Raw genomic sequence first — 3,954 nt, 5'->3', positions numbered from 1 at the left:
GTAGCGTAACGAGGTCGCGCGACAGGTACGCCTGCGCCTTGTGTTGCTCGAGCTTCGTGCGTAGGCCCTGACGCTTCACCTGATCGAGCTTCGCGTATATTCCGTCCAGCGTGCCGTACTCTGCCAAAAGAGCCACAGCCGTCTTGGGACCCACCGATGGAACCCCGGGAACGTTGTCGGAGCTGTCGCCCATCAATGCCAGCAGATCCCGTACCTGAACCGGCGGGACCCCCAACTTCGCCTCTACCTCCCGGGGGCCGTATACACGTCCTCGCATCGAGTCGAACAGCAGCACCTGGTCGCCCACCAGCTGCATCAAGTCCTTGTCCGCGCTGACGATCACCACCGGCGTGCCCTGAGCCAGCGCCTGGCGAACCAGCGCAGCTATCACATCGTCGGCCTCCGCCTCTTCTCGCTCGAAAACGGCCATGGAAAGGCTGCTCGCGAGCTCGCGGACCCGACCCATTTGCTCCTTTAGCTCGGGTGGTGCCGGCGGGCGGTTCACTTTGTACGCACCGAACAGGTTCTTGCGAAACGACGGGCCCTGACAGTCCATTGCCACCGCGAGCTTGCGCGGCCGCTGATCTTGCACAAGCTTCAGCAGCATCGTCGCGACGCCGTACAGGGCATTGGTCGGCAACCCCCTCGCCGTGGTCAACATCGGCAGTGCATGATAGGCGCGAAACACGTAACCGCTGATATCCACCAGATAAAGCGTGTCCGGATCGCCACACGCTGGAAGCGCTGTCTGGCCTGTGGCTGCTGTGCTCATGGGCGGGCACGATTCTACAGATCTCCGGGCCCGTTCAAAACCGAGCGCCCCGGCACGGGCGCAACCTGCAAACGCGGGCCGGCTCCGGCCGGCTCCTTGCCAACTTGCATGACTCGGTGCCTACATGCTAGAGCGCCGTGCGGCGCTCTCTGGGGGGCCCCAAAACAAAGGCCCGGCTCGGGAAATCCCTGCCGGCCGAGGCCGCCTTGACCCGACGTTTGACAGATGTTTGAGGCCCTGAGCAAAGGATTCCGCAACGCCAAGCAACGTCTTGCGGGCCTGCAGGAGCTGAACGAACAGAACCTCGAACAGGCCTTGCGCGACGTACGTCTATCGTTGCTCGAGGCCGACGTCGAGCTCGGCGTCACGAAGCGGTTCCTCGCCCGAGTCAAAGAAAAGGCCGTGGGCGAAGTGATCGCGACGCGCGCCCAGGTTCGCGGCAAGAAGGTGCGCATCGGCCCCAGCGAGCAGTTCATAAAGATCTGCCAGGACGAGTTGGAAGCGCTCATGGCGACGGAGGGCCCACCGATCGAGTGGGCCAAGCGTCCTGCCACGACCGGCATCATGGTCGTCGGATTGCAGGGCTCGGGTAAGACCACGACAGCAGCCAAGCTGGCCCGTTTCGCCGAGGAGCAAGGACGTAGAGTGCTCCTGGTAGCAGCGGATCTGCAGCGCCCTGGTGCGGTAGAGCAATTGCAGGTCCTCGGCGAGCGCATCGACGTCCCTGTGTTCACGATCCCGGACGCGGCGCCGGTCGAAGTCTGCGTGCAGGCTGCACCGCACGCCCGCAAACTGAAACGCGACACCATCATCTACGACACGGCAGGACGCCTGGCCATTGACGAGCCGCTTATGCAAGAGCTCGCCGAGGTCCGTCTGCGCGCGCGGCCACAAAACGTGTTTCTGGTCGTAGACGCCATGATAGGCCAGGACGCCGTCAAGACGGCCGCTGGTTTCCACGAACGCATCGAGCTGACGGGCATTGTGCTCACCAAGCTCGACGGTGACGCGCGTGGAGGGGCCGCCCTGTCGGTGCGTGAGGTGACGGGCGCGCCCGTTCGATTCGCAGGGGTAGGCGAAGACCTCGACCGTCTCGAGGAGTTCCGTCCCGAGGGAATCGCCAGTCGCATCCTCGGCTTCGGCGACGTCGTAGGCCTCATGAAGGACTTCGAGCAGGTCGTCGATCAGGACAAGGCCGAGCAAGACGCCCAGCGCATGCTCAAGGGCAGGTTCAACCTGGAGGACTTCCTTGAGCAGATCACGATGATCCAACAGATGGGTCCGTTGCAAGGGCTGCTCGAGAAGATCCCCTTCTTTTCCGAAAGCGTTCCCGAGAACTTTCAGGTTGACGACAAGGAGCTTCAGCGTATTCGTTCCATCGTCAACTCCATGACCAGGCGCGAGCGCGCCGACCCCGACCTGTTCCAGGCACAGCCGACGCGCCTGAAGCGCGTGGCGGTTGGTTGCGGGCGCGATCCCAAGGATGTTGCCGAGCTGCTGCAGCGCTTCGCGTTCATGCGCAAGATGATGAACGACATCGGGCAACAGGCCGGCATGCTGCAGAAGATACCCGGCATGAAACAAATGGCGGCTGCTCAGAAGCTGCGTGACGTGGTGCGTACCGGCGGTTTCGAGGGCAATCCGATGATGTCCAACCTGGCGGACTCGCTGCTCGAGGCAGCGGTCGTGGGTGACGGCAAACCCGGAACCAAAGCGGCGCAAGCACGAAGCCGGAGCGACAACCGTAACAAGAAGAAAAACCTGCGTAAGCTCCAGAAGAAGGCTCGCAAAAGATCGCGCCGATAGCACTGCAGGGATTACAGCAGCATGTTGATAGTTGAGAGTCTAAGGTACGGACCCTGCGAGCGAGCATGCCCGATTGCTGGTATCTTGTTACATGCACTGGTCGGGACGCTCAGCGCGAGCTTCGCGGTGGGGTGCGTCGAACGATCCAAGGGACCCTCCCCCGCGGCACGGGCTCAGCTGCGTCAGCTCGTGAGCAGGAACGCCCCGCAGCCGGAGCGCCCGCTTGACGTGGTATTCGAGAACAAGATCGCACTTCTCGGCTACGATATGACCCCGAGCGAAGCCAAGGCCGGAAAGCTGATCAAGCTCACGTGGTACTGGCGCGCCGACCAGGAGCTTGAAGCCGGATGGGCGCAATTCACCCACGTGGCTGACACGACTGACCAAACTCGACTCAATGCGGATAGAACCGGACCCATTCGGAGGCTCTATCCTCCAAGTCGCTGGAAGCCTGGCCAGTACATCACGGACGCACAAGAGCTGACGATACCGAAAGAATGGAACCACACACACGCGAGATTCTATCTGGGTTTCTGGAATGGGCCGCACCGCCTTCATGTAAGCAAGGGCGACACCGACGGAGAGCACCGGGCGCTGGTGTTGTCGCTGCCCGTACAGCCCGCCACGCCAGCCAAGGCAAGCACGGGATTACCCGACCTAAGCGCCCTCCGCACCTCGCACAAGCCTACGATCGACGGCAAGCTGGACGAAAAGGGCTGGCACGAAGCCGTGCCGAGCGCCAGGTTCGTCCACACCGTGAGCGGGAACAGATCGCAGATCGGGGCAACGGTTCGGATGCTCTACGATGACAGTGCGCTCTACGTCGCATTCGACGTTTCCGACACGTATCTGTTTGCTCCGCTCGACAAGCACGATGATCACCTGTGGAAGCACGATACGGTCGAGATCATGCTGGATCCCGACGGGGATGGACGCGACTATTTCGAGATCCAGGTTTCCCCTGCAGGGACCGTCTTCGACACGCGCTACGACTCTCCGCGCCAACCGAAGCCCTTCGGACACGTGCAATGGAGCAGTCGAGCCGAGGCCGCCGTGGGCTTGCGTGGCAGGCTTGACGACGAGACTTCCGATCAGGGCTACACCGTAGAAATCGCGCTGCCGTGGGCAAGCCTGGGAGAAAAGGGACCACCGAGCATCGCAGGCACCCACGGACGGCGTTGGCGCGCGAACTTTTTCGTGATGGACAGACAGCGGGGGGACACCCAGCTAGCGACGGGCTGGTCACCGCCATTGGTTGGTGATTTCCATGTTCCCAACCGTTTCGGCTATGTGGCGTTCGCCCCTGATCCATGAGCTCGTTGGCCGCCCGGAGCTCGTAGATCGTCTCGCCGTCGGGGTTGCGCACCTCCATCTCC

At 62.4% G+C, this 3,954-nt stretch carries 3 protein-coding genes; 2 read left to right on the top strand and 1 reads right to left on the bottom strand.

Annotation, left to right across the window (positions count from 1 at the left end; all coding sequences use genetic code 11):
- Positions 1-772: DNA polymerase I (locus tag MJD61_20120; protein ID MCG8557569.1), on the bottom strand; the 772-nt coding region annotated here is incomplete at its 3' end.
- A gap of 225 nt (positions 773-997) precedes the next feature.
- Between MJD61_20120 and ffh the strand changes: the two genes are divergently transcribed.
- Positions 998-2,578 (top strand): signal recognition particle protein, encoded by a 1,581-nt coding sequence (gene ffh / locus MJD61_20115; GenBank protein ID MCG8557568.1) that lies wholly within the window; start codon positions 998-1,000, stop codon positions 2,576-2,578.
- 189 nt (positions 2,579-2,767) lie between these two features.
- Positions 2,768-3,892 carry a carbohydrate-binding family 9-like protein gene (locus MJD61_20110; GenBank protein ID MCG8557567.1) on the top strand — a complete coding sequence of 375 codons (1,125 nt, stop codon included), beginning with the start codon at positions 2,768-2,770 and terminating at the stop codon, positions 3,890-3,892.
- The last annotated feature ends 62 nt before the right edge of the window (positions 3,893-3,954 follow it).

It is taken from the genome of Pseudomonadota bacterium (assembly GCA_022361155.1).
In the GTDB taxonomy this organism is placed as follows: domain Bacteria; phylum Myxococcota_A; class Polyangia; order Polyangiales; family JAKSBK01; genus JAKSBK01.
Note: the sequence above shows the minus strand (reverse complement) of the source record. Positions and strands in the feature narration are given on the sequence as shown.